This is a genomic window from Enterococcus sp. LJL90, assembly GCF_056924355.1.
The window spans coordinates 510,462-529,279 of record NZ_JBXPBQ010000002.1 but is presented as its reverse complement, the minus strand read 5'-3'; the positions used below and the strand labels follow the sequence as shown (position 1 = coordinate 529,279).

General features: G+C 38.2%; 17 protein-coding genes and 1 other RNA gene. 10 read left to right on the top strand and 8 right to left on the bottom strand.

Going from position 1 to position 18,818, the window contains the following annotated elements:
• Nucleotides 1–66: 66 nt before the first annotated feature.
• Complete coding sequence (locus AC1Z3S_RS07425; protein ID WP_461739820.1) at nucleotides 67–195, top strand: hypothetical protein; 129 nt, start codon at nucleotides 67–69, stop codon at nucleotides 193–195.
• A gap of 866 nt (nucleotides 196–1,061) precedes the next feature.
• On the opposite strand, the gene AC1Z3S_RS07420 is transcribed toward AC1Z3S_RS07425, so the two are convergent.
• The 3 genes from AC1Z3S_RS07420 to AC1Z3S_RS07410 form a co-directional block, all read right to left on the bottom strand.
• Nucleotides 1,062–1,493: a hypothetical protein gene (locus AC1Z3S_RS07420; RefSeq protein ID WP_461739819.1), complete on the bottom strand. Its 432-nt coding sequence runs from the start codon at nucleotides 1,491–1,493 to the stop codon at nucleotides 1,062–1,064.
• A 1,149-nt stretch (nucleotides 1,494–2,642) separates the two neighbouring features.
• Nucleotides 2,643–3,010, bottom strand: a transfer-messenger RNA (tmRNA) gene (ssrA, locus tag AC1Z3S_RS07415).
• Between the two features lie 132 nt (nucleotides 3,011–3,142).
• On the bottom strand, nucleotides 3,143–3,913 hold the full coding sequence (locus tag AC1Z3S_RS07410; protein WP_461739818.1) for a Cof-type HAD-IIB family hydrolase: 771 nt from the start codon (nucleotides 3,911–3,913) through the stop codon (nucleotides 3,143–3,145).
• Between the two features lie 217 nt (nucleotides 3,914–4,130).
• On the opposite strand from AC1Z3S_RS07410, the gene AC1Z3S_RS07405 reads away from it, so the two are divergent.
• Nucleotides 4,131–4,853 (top strand): winged helix-turn-helix domain-containing protein, encoded by a 723-nt coding sequence (locus AC1Z3S_RS07405; RefSeq protein ID WP_461739817.1) that lies wholly within the window; start codon nucleotides 4,131–4,133, stop codon nucleotides 4,851–4,853.
• Nucleotides 4,850–6,349 carry an ATP-binding protein gene (locus AC1Z3S_RS07400; protein WP_461739816.1) on the top strand — a complete coding sequence of 500 codons (1,500 nt, stop codon included), beginning with the start codon at nucleotides 4,850–4,852 and terminating at the stop codon, nucleotides 6,347–6,349. The genes AC1Z3S_RS07405 and AC1Z3S_RS07400 overlap by 4 nt, the downstream gene beginning before the upstream one ends.
• 198 nt (nucleotides 6,350–6,547) lie before the next feature.
• Here the strand turns inward: AC1Z3S_RS07400 and AC1Z3S_RS07395 are convergent, their stop codons facing one another.
• Nucleotides 6,548–7,072 carry a hypothetical protein gene (locus AC1Z3S_RS07395; protein ID WP_461739815.1) on the bottom strand — a complete coding sequence of 175 codons (525 nt, stop codon included), beginning with the start codon at nucleotides 7,070–7,072 and terminating at the stop codon, nucleotides 6,548–6,550.
• A 4-nt stretch (nucleotides 7,073–7,076) separates the two neighbouring features.
• Nucleotides 7,077–7,805, bottom strand: coding sequence for a hypothetical protein (locus AC1Z3S_RS07390; RefSeq protein ID WP_461739814.1), 729 nt, complete (start codon nucleotides 7,803–7,805; stop codon nucleotides 7,077–7,079).
• Nucleotides 7,806–7,938: 133 nt separating this feature from the next.
• On the opposite strand from AC1Z3S_RS07390, the gene AC1Z3S_RS07385 reads away from it, so the two are divergent.
• Nucleotides 7,939–9,093 carry a nucleotidyltransferase gene (locus AC1Z3S_RS07385; RefSeq protein WP_461739813.1) on the top strand — a complete coding sequence of 385 codons (1,155 nt, stop codon included), beginning with the start codon at nucleotides 7,939–7,941 and terminating at the stop codon, nucleotides 9,091–9,093.
• A 107-nt stretch (nucleotides 9,094–9,200) separates the two neighbouring features.
• On the top strand, nucleotides 9,201–9,923 hold the full coding sequence (locus AC1Z3S_RS07380; RefSeq protein ID WP_265456858.1) for a YebC/PmpR family DNA-binding transcriptional regulator: 723 nt from the start codon (nucleotides 9,201–9,203) through the stop codon (nucleotides 9,921–9,923).
• Nucleotides 9,924–10,051: 128 nt separating this feature from the next.
• Here the strand turns inward: AC1Z3S_RS07380 and AC1Z3S_RS07375 are convergent, their stop codons facing one another.
• The 3 genes from AC1Z3S_RS07375 to AC1Z3S_RS07365 form a co-directional block, all read right to left on the bottom strand.
• On the bottom strand, nucleotides 10,052–10,726 hold the full coding sequence (locus AC1Z3S_RS07375) for a hypothetical protein (RefSeq protein ID WP_461739812.1): 675 nt from the start codon (nucleotides 10,724–10,726) through the stop codon (nucleotides 10,052–10,054).
• Nucleotides 10,727–11,064: 338 nt separating this feature from the next.
• Complete coding sequence (gene helD / locus AC1Z3S_RS07370) at nucleotides 11,065–13,341, bottom strand: RNA polymerase recycling motor HelD (protein WP_461739811.1); 2,277 nt, start codon at nucleotides 13,339–13,341, stop codon at nucleotides 11,065–11,067.
• Nucleotides 13,342–13,462: 121 nt separating this feature from the next.
• Nucleotides 13,463–14,056 carry a YdcF family protein gene (locus AC1Z3S_RS07365; protein ID WP_461739810.1) on the bottom strand — a complete coding sequence of 198 codons (594 nt, stop codon included), beginning with the start codon at nucleotides 14,054–14,056 and terminating at the stop codon, nucleotides 13,463–13,465.
• A 128-nt stretch (nucleotides 14,057–14,184) separates the two neighbouring features.
• Between AC1Z3S_RS07365 and AC1Z3S_RS07360 the strand changes: the two genes are divergently transcribed.
• From AC1Z3S_RS07360 to thrS, 5 genes are all read left to right on the top strand, one after another.
• Nucleotides 14,185–14,637 carry a GNAT family N-acetyltransferase gene (locus AC1Z3S_RS07360; protein WP_461739809.1) on the top strand — a complete coding sequence of 151 codons (453 nt, stop codon included), beginning with the start codon at nucleotides 14,185–14,187 and terminating at the stop codon, nucleotides 14,635–14,637.
• Between the two features lie 19 nt (nucleotides 14,638–14,656).
• On the top strand, nucleotides 14,657–15,163 hold the full coding sequence (locus tag AC1Z3S_RS07355) for a P-loop NTPase family protein (protein WP_461739808.1): 507 nt from the start codon (nucleotides 14,657–14,659) through the stop codon (nucleotides 15,161–15,163).
• A gap of 179 nt (nucleotides 15,164–15,342) precedes the next feature.
• On the top strand, nucleotides 15,343–15,894 hold the full coding sequence (locus AC1Z3S_RS07350) for a GNAT family N-acetyltransferase (protein WP_461739807.1): 552 nt from the start codon (nucleotides 15,343–15,345) through the stop codon (nucleotides 15,892–15,894).
• Between the two features lie 109 nt (nucleotides 15,895–16,003).
• Nucleotides 16,004–16,180 carry a 2-hydroxymuconate tautomerase gene (locus AC1Z3S_RS07345; protein WP_461737456.1) on the top strand — a complete coding sequence of 59 codons (177 nt, stop codon included), beginning with the start codon at nucleotides 16,004–16,006 and terminating at the stop codon, nucleotides 16,178–16,180.
• Between the two features lie 310 nt (nucleotides 16,181–16,490).
• Nucleotides 16,491–18,431: a threonine--tRNA ligase gene (gene thrS, locus AC1Z3S_RS07340; RefSeq protein ID WP_461739806.1), complete on the top strand. Its 1,941-nt coding sequence runs from the start codon at nucleotides 16,491–16,493 to the stop codon at nucleotides 18,429–18,431.
• The last annotated feature ends 387 nt before the right edge of the window (nucleotides 18,432–18,818 follow it).

Genomic DNA, 18,818 nt, shown 5'->3' with positions numbered 1-18,818 from the left:
TGAAAGAAAATAGTTTAATTCTTTTTGATGTGGACAGGTGGGGGAGATAAATAAGAAGTAATTAGTTTGGCGGATGCATGTGATAATGCAAAAAATGATGCAAAAATATTTTCTGTCGTTGAAAGTTCAGGAAATAAAAACTCCGAAACCCTTGATGCTCAGGTTTCAGAGTTTTGCTCATTTCCACTGAATTAATAGAAATGGAGACGGCGGGGTGAACATCGTTCGGGCAATGCAGCGCCATCTTGGAACAGTTCAAGATGGGATTATTAGCGAACTTTCCCTAATGGTCAAGCAATGCAAACTAAACTAAATCAAAACACATTCTAAATCAAAAACCTTAACTGTTTATTAAGTGGCGACTTTTTCTGTTAACTCAGGGTTTAGTAGAATCAGGCACCACCTATAACACAGTGCTTAATGGTAATTATTTTGTAGTTGATTCGAATAATAAATGTAAAAATCAAAATTGACTTAATAAGAGATATTTCGGAATAAAAAAATAAAGAGTGCAAAACAAAAAAATTAAAACTTGAATCGATCATAAATATTAATGAAGTGAAAATAAAATTAGTTTAAGGATTCAGTATTCCGCTAATGGAAACTTCCTACAGCTAGTAAAGTAAAAATTAAATGTTGGGGAGAATAACTATGAAAAATAAAGAGTTAAATAAGATTGAAGTTTTTTTACATGGAGATACTATTCAAGCAATTTTGGTATATATTTCATAAATTTTATTTTACACATATAATATGTGCAGAAAAAATACTAAGTATCTTAATAAAAAACTCCACATTGCATTATTCTAGCTATCTCCTATTCTTTTTCTTTGATACAATTTTTATTAACGAACTTTTGTCATTTATTATGCCTAAACAAAATAAGCCTGGAGCAAACATAAGTGCTGCTAAACCAGAATATATTGAAACTATCGAGCCATGACTTCCTATACTAATAGCATTGTATATTCCAATATAAAAAATGAATATAGAGATGAAGACAATCGAAAAAAAGCCTTTGAGGTTTGCTTTCTTTTCTTTTTCATCATGAATAAACTTTATTACAACTTTCTCATGAAAACAGTTATTTTTTTTAAAGTGGACTTGAGTAGCAGAAAATTAATCAAATTAGTAACCATTACCATTGCAAATAGTACAATAAAACCCAAGCAAATCTGAGCTAGTATTTTGTCGTCACTATAGATGCGATAGTATATATCTTCATGCCTTATAAGTTGTTTTGGAATGACAATTATAGTAACTACAATAGCAAGAAAAAATGGAATTCCTTGAGTAATATATATAGATTTTATATCATTATTAAATCCTTTAGGAACTCGATAAGCTTTAAGTGGCATTATAAATATTAGGAATGGAAAAAATATCAGCAATATGTCACCACGACAATCAAATATTATATGTTCGACATTTTTTCCATTCCAAGTCGTACGATGAAAATATCTTGTTAATAAAAACTGTTGAAATTTTAGCATTTAAACCCTCCATTTTGATTCACCCCTCCCTGTGAGCTAAACAGCAATGGGGAAGGATATGAATTTCTGTTTATAGTATGTGTTTTAGGAGAGAAATCCTACAAAAACATGATAACCCGATTTTTCTCTTTTGTCATGGCATTTCACTGTTGTACAAAAGCATGAGCGAATTAATTCAATGTTTAGTGACTAACGACGGATTTGACCTACTCATAAAAATAATAGTCTACCAAGTATTTCTTGGTGGACTATTTGATTTTCCTTATGTGTCAAAAATAATCAATTTATTGAGTAGGTAAACTTTCGATTTAACAGACTATAAAAAATAAGCATGTCTCCTTGACTGATCATAGGAAGTTGAGGCTGTGACATTAGTTAGAACAGAGCAGAATGTTACGAACGGTATCTAGTGAAAACCACTAAATATTGTTGATTTGTGACAAGGACCTAATGGACCGCGGGAGTAAATATAATATAGTTCGGGATTTCATCTGTTAAAAAGATTAATGTCTCAGGCTCTATATTTTTCTATTAATCTCTAAGATATGCAGTTCTTTTCAAGTGTTCCTCTGCTTTTTTGTAAGATGACTGAGAGAAACAATGAACTTATCTACTTTTTCTTTAGATTCAGAGTTAGGAAGACCATTGAAATGATTTTCTCAGGCGATAAACTTTCTAAAAAATATTTGTACAAATCATTATTAATTCTATCTCTGTTGTTTAATATGTAAAAGTCAATCCTTCTTTTAATTCTATTTCCAAAATACATCTGATCTTTTTTCCTTAGGTAGTTTAAATCACTTCTTTTGTGTAATCGAGGATATCGTTGTCTTTCAGTAAACCAATAAATTCAATATTGATTTGATCTTGCTGTTGGTCAGTTCAATTTCTATATAGTTCCGCATATCTTCACCAAGATTTTTTCTATCATATTCTTCAACGCTAATCATCTCGGCAATGTTACAAGAATGAATGTTCTTTTTTTTAGTAAACAAATTATTTAGAATAAAAGAGTGGGACATAAAATATTCTTGAATGCCATATTAAATGCCATGTTGTTTGATTTAGCGATAATTTCCGAAAACAGAAAAGAGCCAAGACCTTGTAAAATCAAGGCTTTGGCTCTTAGCGAAATGTAGCGAAAACTACCGATGGAGACGGCGGGAGTCGAACCCGCGTCCAAACACATTGCCACTTCAACTTCTACGCTCATAGTCAATTCAATTAAGTTTCACTTGGCCCGCTGCCGAATGACAGGCGACGAACTTCGCTAGTCTGATGAACTCTTCTAAATTTTACAGACGGAAAAATTTAGCGTATCCCACTTAGTTTTGAGACCCTTACCCGAGCACATGGGCGATGCCGGGAGGATCTACGCAAGCAGTTTTTAGGCTGCTAAAGCGTAAGAGTTGTTTTCGTTTTTAGCAGTTATATTTAACTGTAACGTTTTAACGTAGCCGTAACCTACGAAGCGCAATTCAAGCTCAAACTATGCCTGTCGAATCCGTAACGCCCCCGAAAAATAAAGGGTGCACGGGATTTGTGCTCAAACAGTATAACACGCCAGCGAAAAAAAGCAAAGCTCGCAGTTTGAAAAGTTAGTAATTTACTTTGACAGAGAAATTAATTCAAATCCACTAGATGCAAATTTAAATCAATTGAAAATATTTTAGCGCCTGCACAATGCCGCCTTCAGTATTTTTAGGCGTGATATAATCAGCTGCTTCTTTCACTTCAGGGCGAGCATTATCCATCGCAATTGCCGTGTCACAGGCTTCTAGTAAAGCTAAATCATTTAAGCCGTCGCCAAAGCCGAAAGTCGGCACACCTGTTAAGTTCAAGTTGTGTAATAAATTTTTTACACCAGTCCCTTTGTTGGTGCCTTTTTTTACCGTATCAATTGAAAAGGGCGAGTTGCGATAAAAAGTCAGCTCAGGAAATGCTGCTAAATATTGTTCATCATGGTCGCTGCCAAGAACCAATAGCATATTCACTGTTTCATCTGGAAATTCGGAAACAATTTCCGGCATGTTGGCATGGATGAAACTATAGGCTTTTTCCATAGAATCATTTGTGTCAAAGGCCCAAATTCGACGCGCATTGTAAAAGCTGACTTCATGGCCTAGATTTTTGGCAAATTGATAAAAACGCTGATAGAGTTCTGGCGGGAAAATATCTTGATAGACCGTTTCGCCATTGACTCGAATAAATTGACCGTTCATCACGATGCAGGAATCAATACCAGCTGCCTGCATAATTTTATCTATTTCAACTTCTGTCCGGCCAGTAGCAATCACCGGCAGCACGTGATTTTCTTTTAGTTGTTTCATTGCTTCGGTTATTTCTGGAGTAATTTGACTGTTTTCATTTAATAAAGTGCCATCTAAATCAAAAAATGCCACCGCTTTTAGCTCGTTCATGGAAAACTCCTTTAACAATTTTCTCTCATTTTAGCAGATTGTGAAGAAAAACGGAAACTTTCTTGAAAAATGACCGTCAACATTGGTCTTTTAAGGATTTTCTTGTATACTAAAACAGAGGATATTTCAATTTTTAGAAAAAAAGTGGTTTGCTTAGTGCAGGATTTTTTTGAAATAGAAATTTTATATCATGAAATTGTTAAAGGAGCGAAAATGAATGAATATTTTAATGATTGAAGACAATGAATCTGTCTCTGAGATGATGCAGATGTTCTTTTTGAACGAAGGTTGGGACGCAACCTTTAAATATGACGGCAAAGAGGGCCTTGATGCCTTTTTAGCTGAACCCGACAAATGGGATATGGTGACCTTAGACTTAAATCTACCAACGATGGATGGTATGGTTATCGGTCGGGAAATCCGTAAAGTTTCCACCACGGTGCCGATTATTATGCTGACGGCCCGCGACTCAGAAAGTGATCAAGTTATCGGTTTAGAAATGGGTGCGGATGATTACGTGACAAAACCCTTCAGCCCGCTGACCTTGATTGCCCGAATCAAAGCCTTACATCGTCGTTCAGAAATTGCCGAAACTACTGGACCGAGTGAAGGCGGCAGTGATAATAGTTTTGACGTGCAAACAGATTATTTCAAAATGAATACTAAAACCCGTGAAGCTTATCTCAATGGTAAATTGATTGAAGGTTTGACGCCGAAAGAATTTGATTTGCTTCATACTTTAGCCAACAAACCGCGGCAAGTATTTTCCAGAGAACAGCTGCTGGAATTAGTCTGGGATTATCAATATTTTGGTGATGAGCGGACGGTTGATGCCCATATCAAAAAATTGCGGCAAAAAATTGAAAAGGTCGGTCCACAAGTTATTCAGACCGTCTGGGGAGTCGGTTATAAATTCGACGACTCCGGTGCTGAACAATGAGATACCTCTATCAACAACTTTTAGCCTTTTGGTCAGTCATCATTATTGTGATGCTGATCATTGGCTTTTCTTTCACCCAATTGACCAGAAACACTATGGAGCAGAATAATTATCAGCAGCTGTATAGTTATTCGAATTCGGCTTTTAATTTACAGAACCCCCAAGCTCAGCAAACCTTTACAGATGTTTTAGATTCCGCTTCAATATTATTTAGTCCACAAGGGGTCACCTTTGCAATTTTTGAGCCAGATGGCACTTTAAGTTATATTTCAAGTACTGAAGAAAATACCGATTCTTCTGTTGAAGATAGTTCGGTTTTAATTACTAGCAGCGAGTGGTCTCAATTAAGTGAGGCAGGGAATACCCAAACTGTCACTAAGACTTTAAACACGGACCTCTTCGGCCAGGAAGATACAACCTCCTATGTGTTTCGCTCGATGTATAATAAAGCTACTGGCGAATTTTTAGGCGTTTTAGTTACCAGCCAACCCGCCCGCAATCTGCAACAAAGTATCCAAGCGATTAATTCAAACTTAATCAAAGGTTTTATCGTATCCTTATTTATCGCCCTAATCATGAGTTATTATTTTGCTCGTTTCCAAGTCAAAAAAATCAATCGTTTGAAGCAGGCCACCAAGCAAATTTCTGAAGGGAATTTTGATGTGGAAATTCCCAATCACAACAAAGATGAATTTGATGAATTAGCGCAAGATTTCAATAAAATGGCGGGCTCGTTAAAAGAGTCAAATGAAGAAATAGAACGACAAGAGGAACGCCGCAAGCAGTTTATGGCGGATGCTTCCCATGAAATGCGGACGCCGTTGACGACGATTAAAGGCTTGTTAGAGGGCTTAGAATACAATGCGATTCCTGAGAATCAAAAGGAAAATGCGATTCATTTGATGCAGACAGAAACTGAGCGTTTGATTCGCTTAGTTACAGAAAACCTCGATTATGAAAAAATTCGGACCAATCAGCTGAGCATTGTTATCAAGAAATTTGACGCCACGGAAACAATGGCGAAAATTTTAAATCAGCTGGAAAGTAAAGCTCAAGCCTCCAATGATAAATTGGAATTGTTGACCACAGATAAGGTTGATGTCTTTGCAGATTATGACCGATTTACTCAGATTATGGTTAATATTTTACAAAATGCGATTCAGTTTACCAATGACGGCACCATTTCCGTTGCCGTTGACAAAGGTTATCTGGAAACCATTGTATCAATTACAGACACGGGTATCGGCATGGACGAAGCCCAACGGAAAAATATTTGGGAGAGGTATTACAAGGCCGATCCTTCGAGAACCAGCACGAAATATGGTGAGTCTGGTTTAGGTTTATCGATTGTGCAACAGTTAGTCAAATTGCACAAAGGTTCAATTGAAGTGGAAAGTGAAGCCGGTAAGGGGACAACCTTTAGAATTTCCTTCCCTGATATTGAATTGGCTGATGGTGAAGAAAAGCCGCAGCTACCTGAAGAAAGAAGTAAGTAAAGAATAAAGAACCGCCGCTAACTACAGCCGAAAATGCTGACAGTTAGTGGCGGTATTTTAATGTGGCATCAACTTGTTTAGAACCGCTTAATTGATGAAGTTCCTTAGTTAAGAGGAATAAACAACACAAAAAAAACTGCAAGTTTAAATTTTACATTGGTTGTAAAATCAAACTCACAGCTTGAGATGAAACTTATTTTAAAATGTAGCGTCCACATAATTGCTGTTGGCAATGGCGATATTATTTGTATAGCAGTATATTTCCAAATGTTCATTGTGGGCTATTTGGTGCAAAAGCATCAGCAGGTGCTGAATTTCTTTGGTATCTAACTTGTCAAAAAAATCATTTAAATAGATATTTTTTTTATTTTGAATCAAGGCCAACAACAGTTGTAGCTTAATTGCGTTTAGCAAAGTAACTTCTGAAAACTTTTTTTGAAAATTAGCCGTGGGAATCGCTAATTCAGCTGCTAAAGCCTGTAATTCGGCTTCATTAATGCTATTTTTTTTGCTGCCAAGATAAAGAGTATCATTAACGGTTAGATAGGGAATACCAAGTATTTGACCTTCTTGATTGCTGCTGATAATCGCTAAATTTTTATCTGGTTTGACCAGTTGTTGGGCCAGTTTTTGGTTTAATTGTTGGCCGGTATTTTCAGAGGAATCTAGATGAATGAAGAGTCCTGATTTTTGGTTGTCTAATGCTCCGGATGTTGCAATCATATCCTCACCTCAATTTTTTGGTTAAAAAACGTAATCCGATGAACTGCCAAAGCCCAAGCATCAGGCTCAAAAGACCAATCACTAAGCCTAAACTTTTGGCAAAGTTTTGTAAGATCATCAGTAGGTTAAAGCCTTCTTCAAAATTTATATAAAACAGCGAGTTGCTTAAATCAGAGAAGGTCACAGAAAAAGTATCGTTGGTAGCAACTGCTAAAGATTGATTTGCTAGATTTTCACTTGTCAAATGCTGAAGTACGCCGAAATTTATTTGTTGCAAAAGTGTTTCATAATAACTATCAAAAACCGACAATAAAGTCACAATAATTAAACAAACAAATAAAAGGGGAATCAGTAGTTCTAAAAGGGAGATGCCCCAAATCTGCCAAAAGTTAAAACCAAGAAGCTTCCAGTTCAGCAGTTCAGCCAATTTATTTTTTAAAAAGAAAAATAAAATCGCAAACATCAGAACAACGAAAATACCAATCGTTACGAGAATGGCAATCTCGTAAACCTCTTCAACAGATGCTAACCGATTTGCTGAAAAAGGGGTGCTGGTGTCCGTGCTGAAGTAACTGATTTTTTGCAAGATTTGCATGTAGAGCAATTGCGCACTGGAACGTAAGTTGAATAACAAGCTGATAGTAAAAATAAAAAGCCCTAACACAATACCGGTTAAAATCGATTGCTTTTTATAATATTGGGCCCCCGACAGCGCATAGCGCAACTCTTGCATTTTAGTCACCTCTTTATCAATCAATTATAAAAGTAAACTGTGAATAATTTATGAAAACTGTAAGGTTTTGTTTGGAAATTCCCAAGTTTTTAAGCTATGATTATGGCAGCTATGTTAAATGAGGAGGAAAACTGTGAAGACTTGTGGTGTGATTGTTGAATACAATCCCTTTCATAACGGGCATCGTTACCATCTGCAAAAAGCCCGGCAAGAAAGTCAGGCGGAGGTCGTCATTGCTGTGATGAGCGGTAATTTTTTACAAAGAGGCGAGCCGGCAATTGTCGACAAATGGCAGCGGGCCAATGCTGCCCTATTAAACGGTGCCGACCTAGTTTTGGAACTGCCTGTTCAATGGTCGGTCCAATCTGCGGATTATTTTGCAAAAGGAGCTGTCAAAATACTGCAGGAAATGAATTGCCAGGCTCTTTGCTTCGGGACAGACAGTCAAAATCATTTTGATTACCAAAAATTTGGCGAGTTTGTTAGCCAACAGCAGCCTCTAATTGACGAAACATTTCAAAGTTTAGTGGATAGCGACTTGAATTATCCCCAAAAAATGACCGCCGTCTTTCGCAAAATTTATCCTAAGAATCAATTGGATTTTGCTACACCAAATCATATTTTAGGCCTGAGTTATGCCAAAGAAAATGCAAAGTATCCTCAGCCGATGAAACTGTTGCCGATTCAGCGGGAGCAGGCCGGCTATCATGATCAAAAGGCCGGCAGTGGCGATATTGCCAGCGCGACAGCGATTCGCAATTTACTGAAGGAAAACGCAGTTGTTGATGATTTTATGCCGCAAGAAATGGCGACGGCATTAAGAGACTCACCGTTGATTGACTGGGAAAAGCTGTGGCCTTATTTAAAATATCAAATTCTGACCAGCAGTTTAGAAGACTTAAGAAAGATTTATCAGATGAATGAAGGGCTAGAATATCTATTTAAAGAAGCGGTAGTGACAGCTGAAAATTTTGCATCTTTTATTGAAGCTTTAAAAAGCAAACGGTATACGTGGGTTAGATTGCAGCGGCTCTGTCTTTATGTTTTAGGAAAAGTGACAGAAGAGGAAGTTCTACTAGCGCAAACAAATTCGCAATTACGAATTTTAGGCTTTACTGCAGGTGGTCAGCGGTTTATCAGTGAAAACCGGCACTTGCCGTGGCTGAGTCGCTTCAGTAAAGAAAGTGGCGTAGCGTGGAACTTGACGGTTAAAATGGATCGGGTCTATCAACTAGCAGATGCTAAAATCAACGAGGAAAATTTTGGGCGACCGCCGATTAGAGTTTAAAATCGTTAATCAAAGAAAATACTTCACAGAAAAGCCGTGGGCGAGTATAATATTAAAGGATGAATTTCTTTTTAAAGAAATAAACTGCAGAAAGCGAAGTGAGACAAATGGGTCGTAAATGGGCGAATATCGTGGCGAAAAAAACCGCCAAGGACGCAAACAACAGTAAAGTATATGCAAAATTCGGAATCGAAATTTATGCAGCAGCAAAATCAGGTGATCCTGATCCCCATGCCAATCAAAAATTGCGTTTCGTTATTGAACGGGCAAAAACTTATAACGTACCAAAACATATTATTGACCGAGCGATTGAAAAAGCAAAAGGCTCTGGCGATGAACAATTCCAAGAGTTGCGCTATGAAGGCTTTGGACCAAATGGCTCAATGGTCATCGTGGACACATTGACTAATAACGTCAATCGCACAGCCGCTGACGTACGGGCCGCCTTTGGTAAAAACGGTGGGAATATGGGTGTCTCTGGTGCAGTTGCCTATATGTTTGACAACACTGCTTTGTTTGGTTTTAAAGGTGATGATGCCGATGATATTTTAGAATATTTGATGGAAAAAGATATTGATGTCAAAGATGTCGTTGAAGAAGATGGCCAAATCATTGTTCACGGCGAACCAAATGATTTCCACGTTATTCAAGAGGCTTTGAAGGAAAAAGGCATTGAAGATTTTTCAATTGCAGAAATGCAAATGATTCCGCAAAATGAAGTGACGTTGACTGGGGAAGACTTAGAAAAATTTGAAAAAATGATTGATGTCTTGGAAGATTTAGATGACGTTCAAAATGTTTACCATAACGTAGCGGACGCTGAAGAATAAAAAAAGAGAGACTGTGCATTAGTTTTTAACAGACGAAATTCCGAATTATCTTGTATTTGGTAGTGCTTGCTAAATACAAGATAATTCGGAAAAATCAGTTCTGTTTTAACTAACGTCACAGTCTTTTTTTATAAATGCCAATAAGCTTGTGTTGTGCCATCAGGGGCGATAAAGACAATAGTTGATGCATCGCCGACCGGATGCATTAAGGCAAATTTACCGCTAACCATTGCGCCGTTACTTAATATAGAGGTTTGCAGGGCCTGTTCTGCCATGTTAGGACTTAAAGTTTGTTCAATCAGCTGCCCTTCAGCATTCTCAATGCTAAAAGTATTTTCAAGGGTCACTTGCGCAGCGGCGTCTTCTGCGTTCATCATAATGGTCACTTCAAACAAAAGCCATTCTTGCCCTTCAGGTACATTTGGATTGGAAGGGTCCAAATCATGCATTTGATAATAGGCTTCTTCACCAGCAGCAATATTTGTCAAGTTGATTGAGAGCATGGCGGATTGAAGCGCCTCATTTTGATCAGTAAAATTAAACTGAAAATTCAGCGGCTGACCTAATGGTGCTGGATTTTCTTTGGTGCCTAATTCAATCGCAGGTGTTGAGCCTTCAGAATCAGCTGTGGAGGTTTCCGTTTCCAATGTGCTTGAGCTGTTCACACTGCTTGAATCAGTTGTCGTGGTACTGCTGCTGATTTCACTGCTAGAGGATGAATCAGTTTGCGTGTCATCAGTTGAACAAGCAGTCATAAGTAAAGCGGTAGTTAATACTAATGGGATTCCCAATATTTTTTTCACAATAATGCCTCCGAAAATAATCACTTTCTTTTTATGATAACAAAAATCTAACGGCTGGGATAGAGTATTTAAAAGAGGTTTATGAAAGGTTATCATTTTCTTTCGGTTATGTTTTAGCGGCGATAAAATTAGCTTTTGATATTTTTCGATAAATTTGAATAAACATTTTAAACGTCTTTTTATTTTTGCTGAAAATTAATCTTGATAATCTTTATAAGTTTTGAAACCAAGTATTGTTTTTTTACATCAGTTTCACAAACACCTTACACAAAAAACGCTCAATCAACTTGTTCAAAAGAGTTGATTGGGCGTTTGTTTTTCTGTCAAAGATTTTATTTTTAAACTTCTTTTAAATAGGCCGTTTCTGGAACAGCTTGTAAAAAGTGGCTAGTTGGACCATTGGTAAAAATTGTTAATTCATGCATGGCACGAGTAGTCATCGTGTAAAGAATTAATTGATCCTGAGGCGAATTGAAGCTCGTTTCATTGGCATCCCAAAGAAAGACTTGGTCAAATTCTAAGCCTTTTGCTAAATAAGCGGGAATCAAAATGATTTGTTTTTTCATGAAATCATCTTCTGTTTCAATAAATTGAAGCTCAGCTTGCAAGTCTTCCGATAAGGAGCCATATAATGCCTGGCAATCTGCTAAAGATTTAGCGATGATGGCTGTGCGCCAATAGGAATTTCTTTGCAAAAATTCTGTGAGTTTTGCAGTGAGTTCTAAGACTCCTGCTGTTTGATTGTCAGTTTCCAGTAGGACTGGCAGTTTCCCATCTCTAGCCGTAGCTTCAATCGGACTTTCTTCAGCCAAAAGAAAACTGGAAAAATCAGTGATTTGTTTGGTAGAGCGATAGCTGGTGGTCAGTTCAAACTGATGCACCTCTTGATCAGGAAACAGCTGGTCAATCAAGGTGACAATCGTTTCATTATCAAACACCTTTTGATTCAAATCTCCACAGAAGTTAAAGCCAGCTCGTGGATATAAATTTCTTAAAAGCCAAACCTGAGAAGGAGAGAAGTCCTGCATTTCATCGATGAAAATGAAACGAGCCTTCTGATAGACATCCACAGGATAAATCTTGCTCATTAAAAGGAAAAAGAGGACGCCATCTTCTTGTAAAAGTTCCTTTTGGCGCAAACGCTGTTTAACTTCAACAATATTTTGTGCCCATTCGGCTGGGCTGACATTGCGGGCCAGCAAAATACTTTGCGGGACTGATTGCAGAAAATGTAAATACTGCTTGCCATAATTAATAAAGCGGTAGCGATGAATTTTTCTCACTAGCGGTTTAAAGCGGTCGGCCACAATTTTTTGAGCTAATTTTCGTCGTAGTTTGCGCTCATTTTGCTCCGTGTCTTCAAAATTTGGATCGTTGGCAACTACTTCATCAATCACCGCTTCAACGGCGGCTTTGACCCAATCTTTTTTAGCTTCGTCCTTTTGGAGTCCGCCGATTTTTTTCAAAAGCTTCGTTTGTAAGAGCTGCATTCTTTGATACATCGGCAGCTGATCATTGGTTTCTTGATACCAAAAACGAATCTTTTCTTTAGGAATAATGGTTTCGCCAGTAATTTTCAAATCGCTAAACAAAGGTCCTAACTCAGTGATAGAAGCCGCATATTTATCTAAAAAGGCCGGCAGACTGATCCCAGATTTTAAGCGATTGCTTTTATTTTCCTTGCCGGTTAAAAAATTCTCCTCCTGTTGCATTTCATTGATAATCGTATATTGTGGCAACAGACGTCTCAAGAAAATCTGAAAGGTTTCCGTCGGGATGCCGCTTTCGCCTAATGAAGGCAAGACAGTAGAAATATAATCGCTAAATAAATGATTGGGAGAAAATAACAACACTTGTTCCGGATCCAGCCATTTACGATTGCTGTAAATAATATAAGCGACCCGCTGCAATAACGCCGAAGTTTTGCCGCTGCCGGCAATCCCTTGGACCATCAGATGTTTGTGTTTGTCACGAATGATAGCATTTTGCGATTTCTGGATGGTCGAAACAATGTTTTTCATTTTATCAGAGGAGGTCTCATCCAAAATATCCAACAGAAAATCATCCGTCAAAGTGTCGGAGGTATCCACCATTGACTGGATTTCGCCATCACGAATTTTAAATTGACGCTTTAAATCAAGACTGACATCGTGCCAGCCATCGACGGCTTCATAGGAAGTCGCCCCAAGCTCGCTTTCATAATACAGATTGGCAATCGGTGCCCGCCAGTCAATGACCACCGGATTTTCCTTAGTGTCTCTTAAAGAGGCGATGCCGATATAAAGTTTTTCCTGCTCAGCTTCTTCCGTGAAATCAATCCGGGCAAAATAAGGATTGCCCTCCATAATGTCCAGCGCTTTTAAGCGTTTTTCTTGGGCCTCCAAGGTTTTATAGCGGATTAATAATTCCTGCTCATGCAGGCGATAATCCATCGCCGATTCATAGAAAGCTTCATCGGAGCCAAAGCGAATTTGCTGCTCGCCGGTTTGACTGCTGGCTTCCTTCATAATCGATTGGGCAACCTGTTGTTGTTTTTTTAATAATTGTGTTTCGTTATCAATAATGGCGATGGTTTCTGCCACATGTCCTTGTTCTAATTGACGTTGAGTTTTCAAATCAAAAGAGCTCCTTTAGCTTCAGCCTAAACGCTTCAGTCGGTAAATTATTCGTGAAATTTTTATATTTGCGAGTAAAAATTATAGCACAGCCAGCGCCAAAAAGACAAAAGGCTGTTTATCAGAGATAAATTTTCAGCAATGTGAAGGCCAGCGCCAAAGTTTCTCGCAGATAACTATAATATTTCGAGGAATTTTCAGTGGCTGCACTTAAGCCCTGCAGATGCAGCCCTTGATGGTTGGCAATCAGCAAACTGCGGTACATATGAAAATCGCTAGTGACTAAAACGGCATCTGTTAGCGGACGAAGTTGATTAGAAAATTGCAGATTTTCTTTGGTGGTTGTTGCCTGATTTTCTTCAATTATTCTTTCTTTGGCAAGACCACGCTGCTGTAGATAGCGACTCATCACCGCAGCTTCACTAGCTGATTCGTCGGCTCCCTGGCCACCAGAAACAATCACAATCATTGAAGGATGTTGTTGCAGGTAAGTAAAGCCGGTATCCAGCCGCTCCTTTAGAGTTTGACTAGGAAAGGCGTTGCCGTGGCTAGTTTTTACTTGAGCGCCCAAAATCAGCATGGTTTCAGCTGGCTTTTTTGGCCGAGCTTTGCGTTTTAAAAAAATCAGCAAAAAAATTAGCAGGCCAATCCCAGTGAACAAGATGAAAATAAGCGCAACACTGGCAATCAGTGTTTTATAAATTTTTTTCTTCACGCTGTGAAGCCTCCATTTCTCCTTGAACAGTCTAGCAGTCTTCTTAGCTTTTTTCGAGGGTAAAAAAGGATTTTAAATAAATTTTGAAGATAAACTTTGTTATAATAAGAGAAAAACGAGGTTTACTAATGGAGATTTCCGAAATTACAGAAATAACTGAGGTGGAATGGGCGCTTTTATTAGACGCCGACCCCGCTAAAGAGTTGGTGGCAGCGTATGTAAATCGCAGTCGTGTGTTTGGCATGGAGGAAGCGGGCAAAGTTGTCGGCATCATGGTGTTATTGCCAACCAGACCAGACACGTTAGAAATTGTCAATATTGCTACTGATGCCGATTATCGCGGACAGGGCATTGCTACCAAATTAATTCAATTTGCTTTGCATTATGCAAGTAACGCCAAATACCACAGAGTGGAAATCGGTACTGGCTCGACCGGTTTTGAGCAACTGTATCTCTATCAAAAATGCGGCTTTCGCATGGTGGCGATTGAGCAAGATTTTTTTGTTAAACACTATCCAGAACCGATTATTGAAAATAATTTAGTGTTAAAGGATATGGTTCGCCTCGCTATCGATTTATAAACACCTTTATGGAGGTCTTATGAAAATTCAAATTGTCGGCTATTCCGGCAGCGGCAAATCGACACTCGCCAGCTATTTAGCGGAAAGGAAAAAATTACCGCTGCTTTTTTTAGACTCGGTTCAGTTTACCCAAAACTGGCAGGAGCGAGATTTCGAAGAAAAAGAAGCACTAGTGCAAAGCTTTATGCAGCAATCAGCTTGGATTATTGACGGCAATTATCAAACACTTTTTTTCGAGGAACGAATTGCCGCAGCTGATCAAATTATTATCATGACCTTTTCTAGATTGGCTGCTTTATGGCGGGTCTTCAAAAGATATCTGACTTATCGCGGCAAAACCCGGCCCTCGATGGCAGAAGGCAATCTTGAAAAGCTGGATTGGGAATTTATCTGGTGGGTCCTTTATCAAGGTCGCACCAAAGAACGCCGCCAAATGTTTACTGATATTCAACAAGCCTATCCGCAAAAGGTTGTTCTAATTAAGAATCAAAGACAGTTAGATGCTTTTTATCAAAACATTTCTTGATAAAGTTTTTCTGATAGCATGTTAATTGAATGCTTTGATGCTGTTTTCAAGCGTTGGAGATATGCTTGTTTGAGTAAGGTTGAATAGTTTCCTGAAAACCTAATTTTTACGTCAGTTAAACAGGAAATTTTGCATAATAAATTTTCGAAGATTTGAAATTTATTTTAAAGGAGACTTATATGGAAGAAAACAAATTGGTTGTATTAGCGGAAAAGCAGTATTTAAAAACCGAGCGCCTCTTGCTGGAACCTTTGAAACTTGCTTATCTTTTAGATTACCATGAATACATTTCAGATGAAGAGACACTGACCTATGAATTCTTTCCAACAACATCACTGGCTGAAAGTAAAGAGTCGCTGGTTTTGTGGAATTTGGCTCAACCATTAGGTCGCTATGCCATCATTTTGAAGGAAAATTACAAAATGATTGGTCATATTACGCTGCGATTATCTGAGGACCAAAAGTCAGCAGAATTAGGTTATACCTTAAATAAAAATTTTTGGAATCAAGGTTTTGCAACAGAAGCAGTCGCAGAAATCATCCGCCTAGCATTCGCTGAGATGGGGCTTACCGAATTAATTGGCCATTATTTGATAGAAAATGGTGCCAGCAGTCGTGTCCTAGCAAAAAATGGTTTTGTAGAAACGAGCCGAGAAGAACGGGAATCTTTGCGGGGCATAAGTAAATTGCACGGGACTGCGGTTTTGGTTAATTGGAATGAAGAGAAATAAAAGTAAGATAGAAAAAGTTGCGTTTATGCCACGGATTCTTAGCAAATTTTATCAAGTTTTGCTAAACTAATTGGTAATAAAAATTTTATATTATAGGAGGAAATTTATCATGCCATTTATCCACATTGAACTTTTAGAAGGTCGCACTCAAGAGCAGCTGACAAAAATGGTCAAGGAGGTCACGGAGGTTGTTTCCAAAAATTCTGGTGCACCGAAGGAAAACATCCATGTGATTATTAATGAGATGAAAAAAGGGACTTATGCGCAAGGCGGCGAGTGGCGCTAGATTTTACTTGCATTTTCAGTGAATAAGTGTTTAAATAATTTCTATAATTGATTGAAGAAAAAGACAACAGAGCTTGTTAAAGATTTTTTAGAGAGGAAAACCCCGGCTGTAAGTTTTCTAAATCCGCAAGTGCTGACCACTTTTTTTAACCTCTACTAAATCCAGAGGCGGTCGTTCCGTTATCACGTTTAAGGAACAATATGTTCAAACATTAGGTGGAACCACGATGATTCGTCCTAGTATCTAGACAGATACTAGGGCTTTTTTATTTGTCCGGTCCTTCAATCAATCAAAATAAAGGAGGATTTCCATGTCAATTCAAATTACTTTTCCTGATGGCGCCATTCGTGAATACGAGGCAGGTGTGACAACCTTTGATGTTGCAGAAGGAATTTCAAAAAGTTTAGCTAAAAAAGCGCTAGCCGGCAAATTTAACGGCGAGCTGATTGATTTAGATCGCGCAATTGAAGAGGACGGTACAATTGAAATTGTAACCCCTGACCATGAAGATGCTTTAGGTATTTTGCGGCATTCAACGGCGCATTTAATGGCCAATGCGTTACGCCGTTTGTTCCCTCACATTCATTTTGGTGTGGGCCCGGCGATTGATTCAGGTTTTTATTACGATACCGATAACGGTGAAAATCCAGTAACAGTTGAAGATTTGCCAGCGATTGAAGCGGAAATGATGAAAATCGTAAAAGAAAATAACCCGATTGTCCGCAAAGTGCTGACAAAAGAAGAAGCGTTAGAAATTTTTGCAAGTGATCCTTATAAAGTTGAATTAATCAATGAAATGCCAGCTGATGAAATTATCACTGCCTATGAACAAAAAGACTTTATTGATTTATGTCGGGGACCTCATGTACCGTCAACAGGTCGCATGCAGATTTTCCAATTGCTCTCAGTGGCCGGAGCTTACTGGCGGGGTGATTCCAATAATCACATGATGCAACGGATTTATGGCACAGCCTTTTTTGATAAAAAAGCTTTGAAGGAATTTATCAAAATGCGGGAAGAAGCCAAAGAAAGAGACCATCGTAAATTAGGTAAAGAACTTGATTTATTCATGGTGTCTCAAGAAGTCGGCTCTGGTTTGCCTTTCTGGTTGCCAAAAGGGGCAACGATTCGCAGAACTATTGAACGCTATATTACAGATAAAGAAATTAGTCTGGGTTACCAACATGTTTATACACCAATCATGGCGGATGTCGAGTTGTATAAAACTTCTGGTCACTGGGATCATTACCATGAAGATATGTTTCCACCGATGGATATGGGAGACGGAGAAATGTTGGTTTTACGCCCAATGAACTGTCCTCATCATATGATGGTTTATAAAAACGATATCCATTCTTATCGAGAATTGCCAATTCGGATTGCTGAATTAGGTATGATGCACCGTTATGAAAAATCCGGTGCCTTATCTGGCTTGCAACGGGTGCGGGAAATGACGTTAAATGATGGGCATACGTTTGTGCGTCCAGATCAAATTAAAGATGAATTTAAACGGACCTTAGATTTGATGATTAATGTGTACGCTGATTTCAACGTGACTGATTATCGTTTCCGTTTGAGTTATCGTGATCCTAATAATACGGATAAATATTTTGATGATGACGCCATGTGGGAAAATGCCCAAAAGATGCTGAAGGAAGCGATGGATGATTTAGAGCTTGATTATTTTGAAGCCGAAGGAGAAGCGGCCTTCTATGGTCCAAAATTAGACGTCCAAGTTAAAACAGCTTTAGGCAATGAAGAAACTTTATCCACCATCCAATTAGATTTCCTATTGCCAGAACGGTTTGAATTAACTTATGTCGGTGAAGACGGCGAAAATACCCATCGGCCTGTGGTCATTCACAGAGGGATCGTTTCTACAATGGAACGTTTTGTCGCTTATTTGACAGAAGTTTATAAAGGCGCTTTTCCAACTTGGTTGGCACCAATTCAGGCAACAATTATTCCGGTTTCAGTTGAAGCCCATAGTGATTATGCTTATAAAGTGAAAAGACGGTTGCAAGAGCAAGGTCTGCGGGTTGAAGTCGATGATCGCAATGAAAAAATGGGCTATAAAATTCGGGCTTCGCAAACGCAAAAAATTCCTTATCAAATTGTTGTCGGTGATAAAGAGCTGGAAGAAGTGACTGTCAATATTCGTCGCTATGGCAGCAAAGAAACAGCTGTTGAAGATTTAAATGTTTTTGTTGAATCAATGGCAGCAGATGTGAAAAACTACAGCAGAGTCTAAGATTTTTTAGCAAGTGTAGCGGTGACATTAGTCAAAACAGAAGAGAAATGCACGAATAATATCTAAAAAGATCAATCAAGGTTGTTGATTTGCTTCGAGGATTTACTGGGTCGCAAGAACAAATGTATTTTTGTTTTGCGGCCCTAGTGAATTACAGAGACAAATACAAGATAGTTCGGGATTTCATCTGTAAAAAAGACTAATGGCACAGCTACGCTTTTTTTAGTTATCCACATCAACAAAATTTTTATTTTGTTTCACAAACGCTTGACAGCTTTAAAAATTGATTTAGCAAGCTTTTTTTGAAAATGAAAACTTGTTGCCGTGTAACTGTGAAACATCCGTTAACGGACAAAATTTTTAAATATTTATTTATTCCTCCTTTAA